The 19399-nt window shown below is 69.5% G+C and carries 18 protein-coding genes; 16 read left to right on the forward strand and 2 right to left on the reverse strand.

What is annotated here, in order from left to right; genetic code table 11:
- Position 1 precedes the first annotated feature (1 nt).
- The 10 genes from NCG93_RS14605 to NCG93_RS14650 all read left to right on the forward strand — a co-directional run bounded on the left by NCG93_RS14605 (position 2) and on the right by NCG93_RS14650 (position 10196).
- Positions 2-796 carry a TIM barrel protein gene (locus NCG93_RS14605; RefSeq protein WP_194412498.1) on the forward strand — a complete coding sequence of 265 codons (795 nt, stop codon included), beginning with the start codon at positions 2-4 and terminating at the stop codon, positions 794-796.
- A complete protein-coding gene (carA, locus tag NCG93_RS14610; RefSeq protein WP_194412499.1) occupies positions 793-2361 on the forward strand; it encodes a c-glycoside 3-oxidase CarA in 1569 nt (522 codons plus the stop codon). Before NCG93_RS14605 ends, carA begins: the two co-directional genes overlap by 4 nt.
- Positions 2362-2424: 63 nt before the next feature.
- Positions 2425-2841 (forward strand): C-glycoside deglycosidase beta subunit domain-containing protein, encoded by a 417-nt coding sequence (locus NCG93_RS14615; RefSeq protein ID WP_194412500.1) that lies wholly within the window; start codon positions 2425-2427, stop codon positions 2839-2841.
- Positions 2838-3944, forward strand: a complete 1107-nt coding sequence (locus tag NCG93_RS14620; protein ID WP_194412501.1) for a sugar phosphate isomerase/epimerase family protein — start codon at positions 2838-2840, stop codon at positions 3942-3944. The genes NCG93_RS14615 and NCG93_RS14620 overlap by 4 nt, the downstream gene beginning before the upstream one ends.
- A gap of 116 nt (positions 3945-4060) precedes the next feature.
- Positions 4061-5047: a sugar phosphate isomerase/epimerase family protein gene (locus tag NCG93_RS14625; protein WP_194413724.1), complete on the forward strand. Its 987-nt coding sequence runs from the start codon at positions 4061-4063 to the stop codon at positions 5045-5047.
- A 10-nt stretch (positions 5048-5057) separates the two neighbouring features.
- A complete protein-coding gene (locus tag NCG93_RS14630; RefSeq protein WP_194412502.1) occupies positions 5058-5474 on the forward strand; it encodes a C-glycoside deglycosidase beta subunit domain-containing protein in 417 nt (138 codons plus the stop codon).
- Between the two features lie 23 nt (positions 5475-5497).
- Positions 5498-6664 carry a Gfo/Idh/MocA family protein gene (locus tag NCG93_RS14635; protein WP_372496004.1) on the forward strand — a complete coding sequence of 389 codons (1167 nt, stop codon included), beginning with the start codon at positions 5498-5500 and terminating at the stop codon, positions 6662-6664.
- Between the two features lie 51 nt (positions 6665-6715).
- Positions 6716-7723 (forward strand): sugar phosphate isomerase/epimerase family protein, encoded by a 1008-nt coding sequence (locus tag NCG93_RS14640; RefSeq protein ID WP_194412504.1) that lies wholly within the window; start codon positions 6716-6718, stop codon positions 7721-7723.
- Positions 7724-7802: 79 nt separating this feature from the next.
- Positions 7803-8672, forward strand: a complete 870-nt coding sequence (locus tag NCG93_RS14645; protein ID WP_194412505.1) for a ThuA domain-containing protein — start codon at positions 7803-7805, stop codon at positions 8670-8672.
- 285 nt (positions 8673-8957) lie between these two features.
- Positions 8958-10196, forward strand: coding sequence for an HNH endonuclease signature motif containing protein (locus tag NCG93_RS14650; protein ID WP_252787566.1), 1239 nt, complete (start codon positions 8958-8960; stop codon positions 10194-10196).
- An 18-nt stretch (positions 10197-10214) separates the two neighbouring features.
- On the opposite strand, the gene NCG93_RS14655 is transcribed toward NCG93_RS14650, so the two are convergent.
- On the reverse strand, positions 10215-11666 hold the full coding sequence (locus tag NCG93_RS14655; protein WP_241741568.1) for a hypothetical protein: 1452 nt from the start codon (positions 11664-11666) through the stop codon (positions 10215-10217).
- A 66-nt stretch (positions 11667-11732) separates the two neighbouring features.
- On the reverse strand, positions 11733-13001 hold the full coding sequence (locus tag NCG93_RS14660) for an ROK family protein (protein ID WP_194412507.1): 1269 nt from the start codon (positions 12999-13001) through the stop codon (positions 11733-11735).
- A 146-nt stretch (positions 13002-13147) separates the two neighbouring features.
- Between NCG93_RS14660 and NCG93_RS14665 the strand changes: the two genes are divergently transcribed.
- The 6 genes from NCG93_RS14665 to NCG93_RS14690 all read left to right on the forward strand — a co-directional run bounded on the left by NCG93_RS14665 (position 13148) and on the right by NCG93_RS14690 (position 19304).
- The gene (locus NCG93_RS14665; RefSeq protein WP_194412508.1) at positions 13148-14191 is read left to right on the forward strand and encodes a Gfo/Idh/MocA family protein; all 1044 of its coding nucleotides are present in this window, start codon (positions 13148-13150) and stop codon (positions 14189-14191) included.
- Entirely contained in the window at positions 14188-14970 is a 783-nt protein-coding gene (locus NCG93_RS14670) for a hypothetical protein (RefSeq protein ID WP_194412509.1), read from the forward strand. Before NCG93_RS14665 ends, NCG93_RS14670 begins: the two co-directional genes overlap by 4 nt.
- Before the next feature lie 76 nt (positions 14971-15046).
- Positions 15047-16066 (forward strand): VOC family protein, encoded by a 1020-nt coding sequence (locus NCG93_RS14675; protein WP_194412510.1) that lies wholly within the window; start codon positions 15047-15049, stop codon positions 16064-16066.
- Between the two features lie 69 nt (positions 16067-16135).
- A complete protein-coding gene (locus tag NCG93_RS14680) occupies positions 16136-17128 on the forward strand; it encodes a fumarylacetoacetate hydrolase family protein (protein WP_194412511.1) in 993 nt (330 codons plus the stop codon).
- 38 nt (positions 17129-17166) lie between these two features.
- On the forward strand, positions 17167-18300 hold the full coding sequence (locus tag NCG93_RS14685) for an FAD-dependent monooxygenase (protein WP_194412512.1): 1134 nt from the start codon (positions 17167-17169) through the stop codon (positions 18298-18300).
- Complete coding sequence (locus tag NCG93_RS14690; RefSeq protein WP_194412513.1) at positions 18297-19304, forward strand: amidohydrolase family protein; 1008 nt, start codon at positions 18297-18299, stop codon at positions 19302-19304. The genes NCG93_RS14685 and NCG93_RS14690 overlap by 4 nt, the downstream gene beginning before the upstream one ends.
- The last annotated feature ends 95 nt before the right edge of the window (positions 19305-19399 follow it).

The following is a 19399-nucleotide window of genomic DNA, read 5'->3' on the forward strand; positions in this document are numbered from 1 at the left end:
CATGTACCAGCTCGCCCCGAACATCGAACTGCTCTTCACCGAGGCCGGCGACTATCACGATCGTGTCCGCGCCGCCGCTGCGGCAGGCTTCGACGCCGTCGAGATGTGGGGTCCGACCGGAGTCGACGCCCCCGCGACGCCGAAGGACCTTCCCGCACTGAAGGCCGCGCTGGACGAGACGGGGACCCAGCTGACGGCACAGCTGGCCGAGCCGCGGACGCAGTTCATGATCCCGCCGTGGGACCACTCGGAGTTCTACCGCAAGCTCGACGAGGGGGTCGAGATCGCCCACTTCCTGGGCACGCCCCGCATGGTGGTGGGAAGCGGGACCGGATTCGGCGGCTGGAAGCGTCAGGTGCAGCTGGACAAGCTCGTCGAGATCTATCAGAAGGCCATCGCCCAGATCGAGGGGTCCGGCATCACGCTCGTGCTCGAGCCCGTCAACGTGCGGGTCGACCACCCCGGTTCGCTGCTGGACCGCACCAGCGAGGCCGTCTACGTCGCGCGCGGGGTGGACTCGCCGTTCTTCGGCGTGCTCTACGACCTCTACCACTCGACAGTCGAAGGGGAGGATGTCGCCGCCGAGCTCGCGAACGCGGGCGATCTGATCCGGTACGTGCAGCTCGCCGACGCCCCCGGGCGTGGCGAGCCCGGCACCGGCAACATCGACTGGACGGCGCGTCTGGGAGATCTGCGTGCGTCCGGCTATGACGGGCCCATCGGCCTCGAGTACTACCCGCAGACGCCGTCGGCCGAGTCGGTGAAGCGGATCGTCGAGTTGGCGGCCACCGCATGAGCGAGCGGCCCTACCCGGACGCCGTCGACGTCGTCATCGTCGGCAGCGGCCCGACCGGGGCGGCGTACGCCCGCATCCTCGGCGAGCGGGCGCCGGATGCCGTCATCGCGATGTTCGAGGTCGGCCCGACGGTGTCGGACCCGCCCGGTGCCCACGTCAAGAACATCGAGGACTCCGCGCGGCGCACCGCCGCGCAGCTGGCCTCGCAGGGGCCCGCCGCGTCGGCCGAGACCGTCAGCAACCCGGGAGCGGTCAAGAGCGGTCAGCGACTCGCGCGCGCGGGCACGTTCCTCCTCGAGGAGGGGTACCAGTATCCGGACGAGGATGGCCTGCCCGTCGCGGCGATGTCGAGCAACGTCGGCGGGATGGCCGCGCACTGGACGGCGGCGTGTCCTCGTCCGGGGGGCGCCGAGCGCATCCCGTTCCTTCCCGACCTCGACGAGCTGCTCGACGACGCCGAGCGGCTGCTCGGGGTGACGACGAACGCATTCGACGGCTCGCCGTTCGGCGATCTGGTGCGTGAGCGCCTCGCGAAGGCCGTCGACGCCGGGCGCATCGACGCCACCCGGGTGCAGCGGATGCCGCTGGCGGTGCATCGTCGCGAGGACGGCCGGCTGGTCTGGTCGGGCTCGGACGTGGTGCTCGGCGACGTCAGTCGTGACAACCCGAATTTCGCCCTCTACGACGAGTCGCTCGTCACCCGCGTCCTCGTCGACGACGGGCGGGCCGTCGGCGTCGAGGTGCGCGACATGCACAGCGGTGCCGTCCACACGGTGACGGCGTCGTTCGTGGTGGTCGCCGGTGACGCCCTGCGGACCCCGCAGCTGCTCTGGGCATCGGGCATCCGCCCCGCCGCGCTGGGCCGCTACCTGAACGACCAGGCGCAGATCGTCTTCGCGGTGCGGCTTCGCGATGTGCCGTCGCTCGCCGCCGAGGTGCCGGCCGATGGGACGCTCGCGGAGTACAGCGGAGTGAGCTGGGTCCCGTTCACGGACGACGTTCCGTTCCACGGGCAGGTCATGCAGCTCGACGCGTCGCCGGTGCCCCTCGCCGAGGACGACCCGGTTCAGCCGGGCTCGATCGTCGGCCTCGGCCTGTTCTGCGCCAAAGACCTGCAGCGCGACGACCGCGTCGAGTTCGACGACGCACGACGGGACGCTTACGGACTGCCGGCGATCGGCATCCACTACCGCCTCACCGACGCGGACCGAGCCGTGCTGGCCCGCGCGCAGCAGGAGATCGTGCGGCTCGGCGTCGCCGTCGGAGACCCGCTGGACCCGCGGCCGTTCACCATGCCGCTGGGTGCGTCGCTGCACTACCAGGGCACGACCCGCATGGGGCAGCGCGACGACGGCGAGAGTGTCTGCGATGCCGACAGTCAGGTGTGGGGCACTCGCGGTCTGTTCGTCGCCGGCAACGGAGTGATCCCGACGGCGACCGCGTGCAACCCGACCTTGACCAGCGTGGCGCTGGCGGTACGGGGCGCCCGTCGCATCGCCGCCGCACTGGCGGCAGGCATGCCCGTCCATGCCGAAGATGTTGCTTATGTTGAAAACCAGCATTAGACTGTACGAATCAAGACAAAGATGTCGGCGGGATGGCCCGCCCACGAAGACGAGGAGGTCCCGGTGATACCGGACCGCATCATCGAACAGGGCACGCTGACCAGCGACGGTGCACGCACCGCGGTCGAAGTGCGCATCCCCTGGTATCGGGCCCTTCCCGGGTCGTGCATCGCGGGCGCCGCGCTGAAGGTCGACGGCGTCGCGGCAGACCCCGCGTCCCTGCGGTGGACCATGAACGGCCGGGAGTTCACCTTCGCCGAGCTCGCGACCAACACCGAGGAGTGGTGGTTCCCGCTGGACTCGGCCGTGCTCGCGGGCGACGTGGGGGTGGTTCCGGATGCCGAGCACGAGGTCGAGGTCGACCTCACCCTCTACATCCCCTACATCGTCATCTCCGATTCCGAGGTGCTGCACATCGAAGAGCACGACAAGAAGACGATGACCCTTCGACAGGCTCAGGGACCGGAGGTGGCGGCATGACCGGTCTCGGAACTCCGATCCAGGGCGTCACGCTCTACAGCTTCACGCGCGCCTTCCACGGGCGCGAGTACGACCTCGAGGGTCTCATCCGAAAAGTCGCGGCGGACGGCTACGGCCCCGGGCTCGAGATCATCGGCTTCTCCAGTTTCCGCGGGTTCCCCGAGATCGACGACGCGTTCGCGGGGTGGTTCCGGGATCTGGTCGCCGAGACCGGTCTCGTCACGACGAGCCTCGCGGTCAACGCCGACATCGGCATCCACCGCGATCGCCTGCTGAGCCAGGACGAACTCCTCGAGTACATGCGCCGTCAGATCGCCGCCGCGGCGAAGCTCGGCTTCCCCATCGCGCGGGTGCAGATCTCGATCACCCCCGACTCGATGGAGGCCCTCGCGCCGATCGCCGAGGAGCACGGTGTGACGCTCGCGCTCGAGGTCCACGCCGACCAGTACGCGTCGCATCCGCGCATCCTCGCCCTTCGCGACCGCTACGACAAGGTCGGTTCGCCCTTCCTCGGATTCACGATGGACTGGGGAGCAACGGTGACGGGCTTCGCACCCTCGCTGCTCGAGGCCTATCGCCGTCGCGGAGCGTCGGAGGAGCTGCTCGCGCAGGTCACCGACCTCTGGAACCAGTTCTACGAGCAGGGTCCGCCGGCCGACCAGGCCGAGCACGGTCAGCGCTTCGGCCGGTTCATCGGACTCGCTGCGCAGAACGGCCGTCCCGACCTCGGGATCGACTTCGGCATCAACGGCACGGGCCTGTTCGGCCCGGCGCGCGTCGACGACTGGCTCGAGATCATGCCCTGGATCAAGCACGTGCACGGCAAGTTCTTCGGCATCGACGAGAACGGTGAAGAGCCCTCGGTGCCCGTACGCGAGCTCGTCCGGCTGCTGGTCGAGAACGGCTACTCGGGCGCGATCTCCAGCGAGTACGAGGGCTGGCACTGGAACCACTGGCAGTCGCCGTTCGAGATCATCGCCGGCGAGCAGGCCGTGCAGCGCTCGGCTGCGGAGGCGGCCGGCTCGCGCATGGTGACGGATGCCGCGGAGGCACGGTCGCAGCTGGCCGCCTGGCTGCCCCACACGACAGGAGCACACGCATGACCCTTCGACAGGCTCAGGGACCGGTGGACGCGGCCAAGGGACCCGTTCCCGGCGCCGCCGGCACCGGGAACGGAATCGCCGGCACCGGCATCCAGCTCGGAACGACCCTCTATTCGATGACCAGCGAGTTCGCCGCAGGCGTCTATACGCCCGAGAGTCTCATCAAGGTCGTCGCCGACGAGGGCATCGGGCCCGGCGTCGAGTTCAACATCGCCCAGCTGCTGCGCACCTACCCAGACGTCGACGCCGAGTTCACGAAGCTCTGGTTCGACAGCATCGAGAAGTACGGCCTCGAGCCCAGCGCGATCGGCACGAACCTCGACATGGGTCGCCGCAAGGACCGCGACATGACACCCGACGAGGAGCACGACTTCCTCGCTCGCCAGTTGAAGACGGCGCACACCCTCGGGTTCAAGAGGGTCGTCATCCGCTCGCACGGCCGGGAGCTGCTCCGCAGTCTCCTGCCACTCGCCGAGAAGTACGACCAGAAGCTCGGCTACGAGATCCACGCGCCGTCCGGGCCGAACGACCCCCAGGTGCTGCGGATGCGCGAGATGTACGACGAGCTTCAGTCCGACCGGCTCGGGTTCACCGCGGACTTCAGCTCGACCATGCACAGCCTCTCGCCGACCCTGCTGCGCACGCTCAGTCAGATGGGGATGGACGAGAAGCACTTCGCCGTCATGGACGAGATCTGGCACGAGCCCACGCCGATGCACGTGCGCAACCAGAAGTTCGAGGACTACCTCACCGGCGAGGGCGTCGACCCGCTGCGCTTCGGCCCGTTCACACGCCTCGCGTTCAATATGCACGGACTCGTGCCGCCCGAGGAGTGGCTCGACATCATGCCGCAGATCTTCCACGTGCACGCGAAGTTCTACGACATCGGCGCCGACGGGGAGGAGCCGGCGATGGACATCCCGCGCATCGTGCGACAGTTCGTCGAGGGCGGTTACCAGGGCTACCTCTCCAGCGAGTGGGAGGGGCACGCGTTCTCCGACCTCGGCGAGTCCGACCCGATCGACCTCGTGAAGAAGCAGCACGCGCTCATGCGACGTGCGATCGAAGAGACCGTGGCGGCGCGCGCCGGCGCGACGGCGTAGGAGAAGCATCATGGCAACCCACAATTCGCTGTTCTCCGAGAACGACGTCCGCCGCACCGACGACGGCATCGCCGTGTCGGTGCAGCTGCCCTGGTACCGGAGCCTGTGGCTCTCGGCTGTCGACGATGTCGCGGCATCCGTCAACGGCGTCGAGATCCCGCGCGACGAGCTGCGGTTCGTGCTCGAGGGGCGCACCTACCGCGTCGATGAGCTGCCCGAGCAGTCCGAGACGCTGTGGTTCGTGGCCGACCGGCCCGATGTCGTCATCCCGCTCGCGCACGCGCCCGCCGCCGGCGAGAGGCTCACGGTCGAGATCGTCCTCACCATGCGCCTGCTCTACATGCAGATCATGCCGGGCGCCGACGGCGGTCCGGGCCGGTATGTCACCAACCGCGTGCCGGTCGAGCGCGAGGTGGTGCTGGCATGACGGGGCGGCCGCTGCGGGTGGCCATGATCGGCTACGGCTTCATGGGCTCCGCCCACTCGGTGGGCTGGCGTCAGGCGCCGCGCATGTTCGACCTTCCCGAGGCGGTCGAGATGGCCGTCGTCGTGGGGCGCAACGCTCAGGCGGTGGCGGATGCCGCGGACCGCTGGGGCTGGGCCGAGTCGGCGACGGATTGGCGCGAGGTGATCGCCCGCGACGACATCGACATCGTCGACATCGTGACCCCCGGCGACTCGCATGCCGAGATCGCGATCGCGGCACTCGACGCCGGCAAGCACGTGCTGTGCGAGAAGCCCCTCGCCAACACCGTCGACGAGGCGGAGCGGATGGCGGATGCCGCGGCCCGCGCCGCGGCGCGCGGCATCCGATCGATGGTGGGCTTCACCTACCGCCGGGTCCCGGCAGTGACCTTCCTGCGCGATCTCATCGCGCAGGGCGCCGTGGGCAAGATCGCGCAGGTGCGCGCCGCGTATCGGCAGGACTGGCTGGTGGACCCCGAGACGCCGCTCGGCTGGCGCCTGCAGAAGGAGCACGCGGGATCCGGCGCGCTGGGAGACATCGGCGCGCACATCGTCGACATGACGCAGTTCGTCACCGGGCTCGAGGTCACCGCCGTCTCCGGCGTCGTCGACACCATCGTCAAGGAGCGGCCGCTTCTGGGATCGGGCAGCGGACTGACGGGCACCGCCGCGGAAGGGTACGGGGAGGTCACCGTCGACGACGTCGCGATCTTCACCGGGCGCCTCTCCACCGGTGCACTGGTGGCGTTCGAGGCGACGCGGTTCGCCACGGGGCGCAAGAACGACCTGTCGATCGAGGTGTCGGGCGACAAGGGCGCCCTGCGGTTCGACCTGGAAGACCTCAACACCCTGTGGTTCTACGACCGCTCCGCGCCCGCGCAGACTCAGGGCTTCACACGGATCCTCGTGACCGAGGCATCCCATCCCTATGTCAGTGCCTGGTGGCCGGCGGGACACATGCTCGGCTACGAGCACGGGTTCAGCCACCAGGTCGTCGACCTGGTGACCGCGATCGCGGAGGGCACCGACCCGGAGCCGGGCTTCGCCGAGGGGCTCTCGGTGCAGCGGGTGCTCGCCGGGGTGGAGCGGAGCTCGGCGGACGGCTCCGCTTGGGTCCGCATCGATGCCGGCGCCCTGACGCCCGGCGTGTGAGTTCAGGGCCTGTTTGCCCGAGAATGGGTTTCTCGACGAAGGAGTTCCGAGATGACGCGTCCGATCACGTTGTTCACCGGCCAGTGGGCCGACCTGCCGTTCGAGGAGGTCGCGCGACTCGCAGGCGAGTGGGGCTATGACGGCCTCGAGATCGCCTGCTGGGGCGATCATCTCGACGTGTCGCGCTGGAACGACGACGCGTACGTGCAGAGCCGCCTCGACATCCTCGAGCGCAACGGACTTCGGGTCTACGCGATCTCGAACCACCTGACCGGTCAAGCAGTGTGCGACGACCCGATCGATGCGCGCCACCGCGACATCCTGTCCGATCGCGTGTGGGGCGACGGAGATCCGGAAGGCGTGCGGCGTCGCGCCGCCGACGACATGAAGGACACGGCCCGCTTCGCCGCGAAGCTGGGTGTGGCCACGGTGAACGGCTTCAGCGGATCGTCGATCTGGAAGGGCGTGGCCATGTTCCCGCCGGCCTCCGATGAGTGGATCGACGCCGGCTACCGCGACTTCGCGGACCGGTGGAACCCGATCCTCGACGTGTTCGAAGAGGTCGGCGTGCGGTTCGCCCTCGAGGTGCATCCGAGCGAGATCGCCTACGACTACTGGACGGCCAAGCGGACGCTCGAGGCGATCGGCCACCGCAAGAGCTTCGGGATCAACTTCGACCCCTCGCATTTCATGTGGCAACAGCTGGATCCGGTCGCTTTCGTGCTCGACTTCGCCGACCACATCTTCCACGTGCACGTGAAGGAGTCGATCACCAACCTCGACGGCCGCAACGGCGTGCTCGGGTCGCACCTGCCGTGGGCGAATCCGCGTCGCGGCTGGACGTTCGTCTCGACCGGGCACGGCGCCGTGCCGTGGGAACCGCTCTTCCGCGCGCTCAACGCCATCGGCTACGACGGTCCGACGAGCGTGGAGTGGGAGGACGCCGGCATGGATCGCCTGATGGGCGCACCCGAAGCCGTGGAGTTCGTGCGGAAGCTCAACGCGATCACGCCGCCCGCGGCCGCGTTCGACGCCGCTTTCTCGACCAAGTCCGACTAGCAGCATCCAGATCCCGACCTCGGACTGGAGGTCGTCGTTCGGCGTGCCCGGCGTACGCCATCGCAGAGGGAGATTCCGCATGACCGACGTCCTCGATGTGCTCATCCTCTCGGGTCACATGACCCGTGAGCACGACAACGAGTTCCGCAGCTTCCGCCAGCACAACCAGTGGCTCACTGCTCTGCTCGAAGACACCGGGCGATTCCGCGTCCGCGTCATCGAGGACCCGCGCGGGCTGGGCGCCGAGATCATCGACAAGTACGACGTCGTGATCGTCGTCTTCGAGGGGCGCGACGGCTACCACGAGAAGGCCATCGGCTTCGGTGCGGAGACGGATGCCGCGCTGCTGGCGTTCGTGCATGACGGCGGCAAGGGCATCGTGTGGTTCCACGGCTCCGCCGCGCAGGAGGACGACTGGGGCTATCCCGAGGAGTACAACGTCATGCGCGGCTCGAGGCTGACGGTCGCCGGCGGGCTGCGGCCGCGGCCGTGGGGCGAGGCGCGGCTCGACACCGTGGAACCGCGCCATCCGATCACCGAGGGCATCAGCGCGCACTGGACCGTCACGGGCGACGACATCCTCACCGGCGTGGAGATCCTCGACGATGCGCAGGTGCTGGTCACGACGTTCGACGACCTCGAGTCGTACGAGAACGCGCCGGTGTGGCCGATGTCGCACTATCCGGTGGCGATCCCACCCGAAGGCATCCCGGCGCTGCCCGGCATGAACACCGACCAGCCCATCGCGTGGATCAACGAGTACGGCGAGGGCCGCTCGTTCACGATCACGATCGGTCACGACATCGACACGTTCCGGCGCATCGAGTTCATCCGCATGTTTCCCCGCGGCGTCGAATGGGCGGCGACCGGCGAGGTCACGCTCACCGGACCGGACCGCCGCGGCGAGCGCCGCTTCCTGCCCTGGCCGTACTACAGCCACGAGGGCTGAGACGCGGGTGTTCTCAGCCTTCGGTAATAGAACATATCAACGATAGGTCGTACTTTTCGACCCGGTGAGCGCTGTCGGCTTGGATTGACATACCGATGGACGTGTGGGCAGTCACGGGTGCGATCGACGACGCGAGTGGCTGGCAGTCACTGGGAATCAACCGTTGTGAGCATCGTATATATGTACTAATCTGTCACCATGGCGGATGACACTCGGGAGTTCGAGCCTCCTCCGGACCCGCGGGGTTCAGGTGAGGGGATCCCGGACGCTGCGGAGTGGGTCTTCGTGCCGGACGCGTTGGATCTGGTGACCGAGACGGCGACGATGATGTCCGTGCTCGCGGCGCAACGGCTACTCCGCATTCAGGGGATGCGGCAGGAACAGCTGGCCGAGACCGTGGGTCGTGGGGTCGGGGTGCGGGATCTGGTGGAACGGTCGATCCGGTTGGAGCTGGCCGCGGCCATGCGGATCACCGAGTACGCGGCGGGCCGGTTGATCCTCCTCGCCGACGCTCTGACCTGCCGGTACCCGGCCATGTGGGACGCGCTGTCGGCGGGGCGGATCACCGAGAAGCACGCGGAAGTGTTCGTCGAGGCGATCGACCAGGTCCCCGCTGAGTTCCACGACCAGATCATCGATCGGGCGGTCGTCCTGGCGGGTAGCGAACCGGTGGGGTCGTTCCGGCGCGCGCTGCGCACCCTGATCGACACCGTGCAGGCCGCCACGTTGGAGGCACGCCACCAGGACGCGGTGAAGACCCGGCGGATCTGGGTGGAGCCGGGGGTCGACGGGATGGGCACCCTGAGTGTGTACGCGCCGCTGGTGGAGCTCCATGCCATCCACGGTCGCGCCACCGCGATCGCCCAGACCATCGCCGGTCGCGAAGGGGAGACCCGGACGTTGGACCAAGTGCGCGCGGACGTCGTGTGCGATCTGCTCATCGACGGCACCACCGACGCGATACCTCCCGAGGCGCGCGGCATCCGCGCGACCGTCGTCGTCACCGTCCCCGCGCTCGCGCTGCTCGACGAAGGCGCGGCGAAGGGGTGCGATCCGCCGGTGGTGGAAGGTATCGGCCCGATCCCGCTGTCCCGGGCGCGGGCACTCTGCGGCGGTGACGCGAAGTGGATGCGGGTACTCACCCACCCCGAAACCGGGATGGTCCTCTCCGTCGGCCGGGACCGCTACAACGCTCCGTCAGGATTGCGGAAGCTGGTGAAGTGGCGCGCCGACCGGTGCATGGCACCCGGCTGCGGCATACCCGCCTCGCGGTGCGAGATCGATCATCAGATCCGGTGGGCGGACGGCGGCCACACCTGCCTCGACAACAACGCCCCGTTCTGCAAAGGCCACCACCTCGTCAAAGACAACAGCGACTGGATCGTCACGCAGATCGCCGGCTCGGGCGGCGCGATTCAATGGGCCTCACCCACAGGACGCGTGTACATCGTGAAACCCGAGCGCAAGGTCCCCGTGTTCCGCATCGAGACGCCCGCCGCCCCGGAACCGGTCCCGACCTTCTGAGCGCGCGAACGCGGTTGTTCAGAGCGCGAGAACGGATGCCGCGCCCTGCGCGAGCGCGGACCGCGCGAGTGCGAGGTGGGCCGAGGTCATGACTGCGGGGTCGTCATCGAGCCACTCGTGGCCGCCCCACTCGCTGCAGAGCGTGCCGGAGAAACCCGTCGGCGCGAGTTCGCGCGCGAGCTCGTGGATCGGGCGCGAGACCCGCCCGTCGACGTCATCGAGGTCCCAGAACTTCAGGTGAACGGCACCGACCAGGGGCAGCATCCCGCGCAGGTCGGCGGCATCCGACCGACCGAATCTCACCAGCAGGTTCATGTAGAGCGTCTGAACGGTCGGAGGCACCCCGCCCGTTCGCAGCAGCGTCACGACGGCTGCGTGCGTCGCCGGATCCCGCCAGTCGTCGCGGAGCCGCGCGACGAGCTCGGACGGGATGCCGCCCGCCTCGAGCCGCTCGAGGTACGACACGGGCAGTGCCGGCATCAGCATGCTGATGTCGAGGAGCAGCCGCACGCGCGCATCGCCGACTTCAACGACGGCGTCGTACGCCGCGGCGTGCTCCGGCGAGGACGGCGTCTGCTGACCCTGCACCTCTTCGTACAGGGTCAGGCCGAGGTCGTGCAGGTGTGGCAGCAGGCGTCCGAGCAGCGCCGGACCTGCCTGGCCTGCCGGCAGTCGCACGCCCTCCGCGCCCACGCGCTGCGCGGCATGCAGCTGCGGCAGCAGGAAGTCCAGGCGCTCGGTGTCGGGGCGCCGTCGCGTCGGCGACGCCCAGTCATCGAGGCTCGCACCCACGATGCTCACCCTGCCTCCGGCGGCGGCCAGGCGATCGCGCAGCTCTTCCGCCTCCGCATCCGTCGTCTGTGGGAAGGACCGCCACAACTGTCCGGGCTCGAGCTCGACCACCTCGGCGATGCCGTCTGCCACGATGTCGACGGCGATGTCGGTCGCGGGGCGATCAGCGCGGACGACCTCGGGTGTCCAGTTGAAGGCACTCGCCGCGAGGGTCCACTCGGGGTCGAGGCCGGGCTGCGGGGGAGAAGCCGGGCGATCGGCGGTCTTCGCGCCGGTGGTCGGCATGTCCCCGTGCTCCGGACCGGCATCGAGCTCCAGCGCCCGTTCGATGCGGAACGGCAGCGTCAGCGGTCCGTCGGGACCTGCCTGCAGGTACGGCACCGCGAGCGAGAAGGAGACGGCGACCCTGTGGGAGCCGGAGGCGAGCATCGTCGGTGCTTCGAGCGTGAGACGATCCTGCAGGAACCACCAGCCCTGCTCCGCCGACAGCTCGCAGCGCGGCACCGACCGCTCGCCGAGTACGCACGTCAGCCCCTGGACCGGCAAGCCGTCCACGGCGACATCGAGGTCGCGCACGCTCCACAGCGGCAGCGAGCGGATCCACGGAAGCGACAGGCGCACGCGGAACCCGCCAGGCGTCGTGGTCAGCGCATCATCGCGCAGCGTGCCAAGTGTCATCGGTGCTCTTCCGTCTCGAGGACTTTTGAGCCGACCTTACACGCTTATGTCGAATATCGAAATAAGTCAGCCAACCGTACCGCGGATGCTCTCGATCGTCGGTCGTCCCCCCGCGAACCAGCGCGGGAAGGTGACGTCGAACAGCTGCTCGCGCGCGAGCTCTGCGCCACCGCGCATCGGCTCCCGCACGTCGTTGGCGGAGTTGACGATCGTCAGATCGCGGGTCGCAAGGGGCAGCGACAGCTCGTACACGCGCTGGCGGACCTCCGCCAGGAACAGTTCGCCCGCGGACGCCACCGCGCCGCCGATGACGATGAAGCTGGGGTTGAACACGTTGACCAGCGTCGCCGCCGACTCGCCGATCACGCGCGCGGAGCGCTGGATCAGAGAGATCGCGAGCGCGTCCCCGTTCTCCGCGGCGATCGAGATGCGCTCCGGGTTCACCGGCTCTCCCGCGTCCGCGGCACGCGCGAGGGCGCCGGTCGCGCCGTCGGCGATCGCCGCCTCGGCATCGCGGACCAGGGCCCAGCCGCCGGCCACCGCTTCAAGGCAGCCGATCTTGCCGCACCGGCATTGCTCCTCGGAATCGCGGACGCGCACGTGGCCGATGTCGCCGGCGGCGCCGTTGGCGCCCCGGTGGACGTGTCCCTGCGAGAGCAGGCCTGCGCCGATACCTGTGCCGACCTTGACGTAGATGAGGTCCAGTCGGTCATCGCCTCGGCGCGCCCGCTCGCTGAACGCCAGCAGATTGACGTCGTTGTCGACCCAGACCGGCGCGTCGAAGCGCTGCTCGAACCGCCGCCGCACGTCGAAGCCGTTCCAGCCGGGCATGATCGGCGGGGCCACGGGCCGGCCGCTGTCGAAGTCCACCGGCCCCGGAACTCCGACGGTCACCGCCCACACCGGCACTTCGGCGTTGCGGCCCAGCAGTTCGTCGACCATCGCCATGACCGTGTCGAGCGTCTCCGCCGGCCCGCGGGCGATGTCCCACTCCTGATCGATATGGTCCTCGACATCGCCGTCGAGCGCGGCGATGCCGATGTGGATGTGGAGCGCGCCGAGCGCGCACACCAGGATCCGTCCCTGCTCGGCGCGGAAGCGAAGGGTGCGCGGTGCGCGTCCGCCTGAAGACGGCCCGAACTCGCCGTCCTGCAGGTAGCCCATCGCGATGGCCTGATCGACCCGCTGTGTGACCACGCCGCGACCCAGACCGGTGACGCGTCCGATCTCGGGACGGGTCGACGCCTCACCGCGACGCACCATGTTGACGATTCGCAGGAGGCTGGTGACTTCGTCGGTCTGCGCGCCGAAACGGAGGGTGGATTCGCTGGCCATGGTCGATCTTGACACAACTCAGTGCCTTGAATGCGTACATAAACCGCCTCTATGGTCGGACATGGCAAGACTTAGGTACGCTTGATGCGTAAGTGCCGAAGCCGAGCGGGAATCGCCGGGCAGCACTTCGGATCAAGGGAGATCGGATGCGCAGCGGCGTCGGCGTCATCGGAGCGGGACCGGGAGTGTCGGCCCTGCACCTGCCGACGCTGGCGCGCCTCGCGGACCGGTTCGAAGTCGTCCACGTCTCGGACGGCGGCAGCGGCAGCGCGTCGGCACTCGCGGCGCGCACCGGGGCGGCCCATTCCGTCGGCGATGCGGACCTGCTCGCCGACCCCAGGGTGGAGACCGTGGCGATCTGCAGCCCGCCTCACCTGCACGCTGCGCAGGTGCGCGCGGCCGTCGCGGCCGGCAAGCGGGCGATCCTCTGCGAGAAGCCCCTCGCGCTCACTCACGACGACGCAGAGGCGGTGATCGAGGAGTGCCGCGCTGCCGGCACGGCGCTGATCGTCGGCACCAACCACCTCTTCGATCCGGGGTGGATCAGCGCGAAGCACCATCTCGTCGCACACGGCGGCCGGGTCCGCACCGTGGCGATCACGGTCGCGCTGCCGCCGAACAGCCGCTACCACGAACTCGTCACCGAACTGACGCCCGCCGGCAGACCCCCGGCGCGGCCGCGTCCGGATGGGCGGGACCCGGAGGTCGCGGCATCCGTCGTACGACAGCTGGTCATCGGTCTCGGCGTGCACGACCTGCCGATCGTCCGGGATCTGGCGCCGCGGTTCGAGGAGGTCGTCTACGCACGCCCGATCGCGCCGATCGGCTATGCGGTCGGGTTCGTCGCCGGTGGGGTGCTGGTGCAGCTGAACGCCGTGATGCTGCCGGGCGGCGCCGACGCCCTGTGGCGCATGACGATCGGCACCTCGCTCGACGAGCTCGAGGTGGAGTTCCGGCCCGCGTTCACCCACGACGGCAGCGCGCTCGTGCGCGTCCGCGACATCGAGGGGCGCGTGATCGAGTATCCGCGCTTCGCGGGGGACGGGTACGTCGCCGAGTGGGAGGCGCTCGCTGCGACCCTCGACGGGGTCGAGGTGGTCGAGTACGACGAGCTGCTGGCGGATGCACGCTATGCGATCGATCTGGCGGATGCCGCGGCCGACGCCGTGCGAGAGGCGATGGCAGCGTGATCGGGGTGTGGACAGACCTCGCGCCCTACCGGGTCGCGATCGCCGAGCTGCCGTTGCGCGCTCGCGCGGCCCCTGCGGCGGACGCAGCGATCGCGGTGATCGGCGGCGGGCGCTGGCGGGAAGGCGGCGTGCTGCCGCCTGCGGCGGCCGTCGTGCTCGCGGACCCGCCGTCCGGCGCCGGCACCTCGATCCCGCCCGGGACTCCTGTGATCGTCGACCGGGAGCGGCTTTGTCCCGACGACATGCCCGGTGATGTCGCCGTCGATGCCGCGCTCTTCACGGTCGAGTGCTCGGCGACCGCGGCCGATCTGGCCGAGGCGGTGCGGGACGCGGTCGGCTGGCTGCGCGTGCTGAGCGGCGGTGAACTGTCCATCGACGCCGTGCGCGCGGGCGAGCACGGCGTCATCGCGCTGATGCGCACCGACGACCGATCTCCGGCGGGCGCGCGTGCTGCCACACTCGTCGCCACCGTCTTGGCGGATGCGTCCGCTGCGCCGCGACTGCGGGCACTGGCGGTCGGCCCCGAGCGCACCGAGGTGGTCGTGGACGGGTCCGGTGCAACAGCGGTCGTGATCAGCTCCGCGTCGGGAGCGCGCCGCCTGCCCGCGCGGTACGAATCGCGCCGTCGTGTCGCGCTGCGCCGGGCGATCGACACCGTCGGCGGAGCCGAGAGCAGCGATCTCACCGACCTCCGTCACGACGATGCGCTCGCCGCAGTGCTCGTCGGCGCCATAAACGGTGCTGATTCCCTGCATAGCCAGAATCGGCTTCCTGGATAAGCGCCGCCACGCGAAAGTAGAGTGCGGGGCAGTTCCCAGATGGACACCGGCCCCTTGAGAAAGGAACCGATCGAAGATGATCAAGCTGCTGTCCCACCTGTCCTATGTGGCGATCACCTCGCCCGACGTCGAAGCCTCGGTCAGGTTCTACGAAGAACAGGTCGGCCTCACGGTCGTCGACCGGATCGATGGAGCCGTCTACCTCCGCTGCTGGGGCGACTACTACGCCTACTCGGTCGTCGTGCTGCCCGGCGACGAGCCGTCGCTGGCGACGATGGCCTGGCGCACCTCGAGCGCCGAGGCGCTCGACGAGGCCGCCAAGCGCGTCGAGGCCGCCGGCATCGAGGGCGAATGGCTCGACGATGTGCCCCACATCGGCCGCGCCTACCGGTTCACCGGCCCGTTCGGCCACTCGATGACGCTGCACTGGGACGTCACCCGTCACCAGGCGGCGGGCCAGACCGCCTCGATCTACCCGGATCGTCCCGAGAAGCGTTCGAAGGTCGCCGGCGCCCCGCGTCAGCTCGACCACGTCACCGTCGCGACGAGCGACGTCGACGCGTTCGTGAAGTGGTACGTCGATGTGCTCGGCTTCCGCTTCATGGCCCGCACCGTGCTCGACGAGGCGCCGATCTCGGTGTTCTCGGTGCTCACCACGAACGAGAAGTCGCACGACCTCGGTGTCGTGCTCGACGGCTCGAGCCGGGCCGGCCGCGTCAACCACTACGCCTTCTGGGTCGACACGCGTGAGGAGCTGCTCATCGCGGCGGACGTGCTCATGGAGAACGGCATCCCGATCGAGTACGGCCCGTCGATCCATGGCATCGGCGAGCAGAACTTCCTGTACTACCGGGAGCCCTCGAGCCTGCGCATCGAGCTCAACACCGGCGGCTACCGCAACTACGTGCCCGACTGGGAGGCGAACACCTGGAAGCCGTCGCAGGGTTCGAACAACTTCTACCGCAACAGCGCGATGCCGATGTCGATGACAGAGTCGTTCCCGCCGGCCGACGGCCCGTCCGCGACCGAAGAGGGCGTGCCCGACGAGATCAAGGACGCCCTGCTGAACCCCTACGCCCGGCACGGCCAGGGCTGAGACCCGACCGGGGCGGCGCAGCCGACTGCGCCGCCCCGGTCGCACCATCCGATCCACCAGGAAGCAGATATGACGACGACGTCGCACGGCCCGACCGCCCCCTTCGCCCTCGCCCGCTACCGGCAGGGCGAATCCGTGCGTCTGGGCCTTGTCGCCCACGACCGCATCCGTCCGCTCACGCCCGAACAGCTGGGCGCGGCATCCCTCAACGATTTCCTCGCCGCGCCCGACTGGGACCGGCTCGCTGCTCTCGCGGAGTCAGCCTCGTCGCCCGAGCCTGTCGACGGATGGATGCCGCTGGCCGACGTCACGCTGACGGCTCCGGTCGAGCCGCGTCAGGTGCTGCAGACCGGCGCGAACTACCGGCAGCACGTCATCGAGCTGGTGGCGGCCGGGCTCACGAACAACTCGGACCGCACGCCGGACGAAGCGCGCGAATTCGCGGCGAAGATGATGGACGACCGCGCAGCGAACGGCGAGCCGTACTTCTTCATCGGACTGCCCGCATGCGTGGTCGGCGACGACGTGCCGCTCGCGCTGCCCGCCTACAGCGACGTGCACGACTGGGAGCTCGAGCTCGCCGTCGTGATCGGCCGCGAGGCGTTCCGCGTCTCGCGCGAGGACGCCCTCGACCACGTCGCCGGCTACACGATCGCCAACGACATCACGACCCGGGACCTGGTCTTCCGCAAGGACATGAAGGAGATCGGCACCGACTGGTACCGCGCCAAGAACGCGCCCGGCTTCCTGCCGACCGGCCCGTTCCTGGTGCCGGCTCGCTTCGTCGACGGCGCCGACCTGGACGTGCGGCTCGAACTGAACGGCGAGGTGATGCAGGATGCCTCGACCAGCGACCTGCTGTTCGACATCCCCGCACTGGTCTCGGGCGCCTCGCAGACCATGCCGCTGCTGCCCGGCGACATCCTGCTCACAGGCAGCCCCGCCGGCAACGGGCAGCACTGGAAGCGGTTCCTCCGGGACGGCGACGTCATGACCGGCACGATCCAGGGTCTCGGCGCCCAGGTGGTGCGCTGCATCGCGGATCCCGTCCCCCTCCTCTAGACCCACCCGAACACCCTCAAGAACAGAGAGGTTCTTTCATGACCGCAGTACGGAAGGTCGCCGTCGCCGGCGCCGGAGTGACCGGGCTCGCCGCCGCCATCCAGCTCGCCAAGGCCGGCGTGCACGTCGACCTCTACGAGGCGAAGCCCGAGCTGAGCGCTCTGGGCTCGGGCATCTCGCTGCAGGGCAACGCCCTGCGCGTCTTCGATGCCCTCGGCGCGTGGGACGACATCCGTGCCGCCGGCTATCCCTTCGAGGGGCTGAATCTGCGGGCGCCCGGTCCCGACGCCCCGATCGTCGCGGAGCTGCCCGACGTCAAGACGGGTGGGCCGGACTATCCGGCGGCGATGGGGATGCCGCGCCCCGCGCTCGCGCAGATCCTCCTGGCGCACGCGCAGCGGGCCGGCGTGAACCTCCGGTTCGGAACGAAGGTCACGGCCATCGACGAGCGCGAGAGCGGCGTCGAGGTGTCGGTCGACGGCGAGAGCGCGGGGGAGTACGACATTCTCATCGGCGCCGACGGGCTCCACTCCACGGTGCGCGATCTGATCGGCATCGACGAGAAGCCGCAGCCGACGGGCATGGGCATCTGGCGCACCTTCGTCTCGCGCCCGGCCGATGTCCAGCGCAGCGAGCTCTACTACGGCGGTCCGGTCTACATCGCGGGCTACACGCCCACCGGTGACGACACGATGTACGCATTCCTCGTCGAGAAGGCCCAGGACCGCTTCGGGGTGTCCGACGAGGAGGCCACCCGCATCATGCTCGACGAGTCGCGGGCCTACGGCGGCCCGTGGAACAGCATCCGTGCCGACCTCGAGAAGGGCGCGCACGCCAACTACACGTGGTTCACGAAGCACGTCGTGACGGCTCCCTGGAACCGCGGCCGGGTCGTCATCATCGGGGATGCCGCGCACTCGTGCCCGCCGACGATCGCCCAAGGCGCGGCACAGGGGCTGGAGGACGCGTTCGTCCTCACCGAGCTGCTGGTCGGACGGGATGCCGTCGACCAGACGCTGTGGGACGAGTTCCACGCACGACGGCTGCCGCGTGCGACGGCCGTGGTCGAGGCATCCGTGCAGCTCGGCCAGTGGCAGATCGACGGCGACCGCGACGCGGACGCCGGCGGCCTGATCTTCGGCATCGCGCAGAAGATGGCGGAGCCGGCATGAGCGCCACCGACGTCCACGCGCACCTGCTGCTGCCGTCGGTGCAGGCCGAGGTCGAGCGGCGCGCGCCCGAGCTCGTCGCCGAAGCGGCAGACCTCGAGCGTCGTCGCAACGGCATCGAGAGCCTGAAGGCTTCCGGCGCCATGGTCGGCGCACGGATCCCGAAGCTCACCGACGTGCACGCGCGGCTGGCCGCGATGGACGAACAGGGCGTCGACAGGCAGTGGGTCAGCGTGTCGCCGAACCACTTCTACCCGTGGGCGCCCGAAGGCCTGGCGGTGTGGGTCGCCATGGAGACCAACCGCCTCATCGCCGAGCACGTCGCGCAGGCGCCGGACCGGCTCACGGGCCTCGGCGTCGTGCCGCTGCAGCACCCGTCGCGCATCGTCGAGTACCTCGACGACGCGGTGCTCGGGCGCGGACTCGCCGGCGTGGAGATCTCGTCGTTCGCCGGCGACGTCGAACTGTCGGACGAGCGCCTCGAGCCGTTCTGGGCACGGGCCGCCGAGCTCGGCTGCGTCGTGTTCCTGCATCCGTTCGGCTGCTCGCTCGACGAGCGGCTCGACCGGTTCTACCTATCGAACACGGTGGGCCAGCCGACCGAGAACGCGGTCGCGCTGTCGCACCTGATCTTCGCCGGCGTCCTCGATCGCCACCCCGGCCTCAAGATCGTCGCGGCCCACGGCGGCGGTTATCTGCCGTTCGCGATCGGCCGCTCCGACCGCGCATGGCGCGTGCGCCCCGAGGCGCACGGCTGCGCGCACGAGCCGTCGAGCTACCTGAAGAAGCTGTGGTTCGACACCGTCGTGCACGATCCGGTGGCGCTCCGGCACCTTGTCGAGGCCGCCGGCGGCGGGCGCGTGCTGCTGGGCAGCGACTTCCCGTTCGACATGGGCCTCGACGACCCCGTCGCGTTCGTGCGCGACGCCGGCCTGCCGGCCGAGATCACCGCCCGCATCCTCAGCGGCAACGCCGAGGCGCTCCTGGCCGCCAAGGTGCCGGCATGAGGATCGCCGGGCACGCGAACGGCTCCCAGCGGCACGGGGCCGCCACACCACACCTCTGAACACCAGGGATCGCCGCCGGCCTCGGGCCGCGGCAT

Source organism: Microbacterium yannicii (assembly GCF_024055635.1).
GTDB classification, from domain to species: Bacteria; Actinomycetota; Actinomycetes; order Actinomycetales; family Microbacteriaceae; genus Microbacterium; species Microbacterium yannicii.